The following is a 307-nucleotide window of genomic DNA, read 5'->3' as shown; positions in this document are numbered from 1 at the left end:
GGAAGGCCGTATCGGTGCCGGGGCGCACGCGGAACCAGCGGTCGTCCATGGCGGCGGCGGTGGCGTTGTAGTCGGGGCCGACGAACACGACGTTGACCCCGGCCTTCTGGGCGTTCTTCAGCCAGTACATGGAGGAGTGCTGCGACCAGGCCGGATTGCAGCCGTACAGCACGATGGTGTCGGCGTTGGGCAGGTCGTACTTGTCCGGCGCCATCATGAGGTCGGGATGATTGCCGTGGGAGTACATGCCCAGCGCTTCCGTTTGGAAGGCCCAGCAGCCGAAGGACTCGCACTCGGTGTTGTACAC

1 protein-coding gene is annotated in these 307 nt (G+C 65.1%); it reads right to left on the bottom strand.

Going from position 1 to position 307, the window contains the following annotated elements; translation table 11 throughout:
• Positions 1–307, bottom strand: a 307-nt coding sequence (locus tag NE591_RS13950) for a molybdopterin-dependent oxidoreductase (RefSeq protein WP_256156943.1), incomplete at both ends; no start/stop codon positions are given.

This window comes from Adlercreutzia sp. DFI.6.23 (assembly GCF_024462535.1).
In the GTDB taxonomy this organism is placed as follows: Bacteria; Actinomycetota; Coriobacteriia; order Coriobacteriales; family Eggerthellaceae; genus Adlercreutzia; species Adlercreutzia rubneri.
The sequence above is the reverse complement of the archived record's forward strand: the minus strand, read 5'-3'. Positions and strand labels throughout refer to the sequence as shown.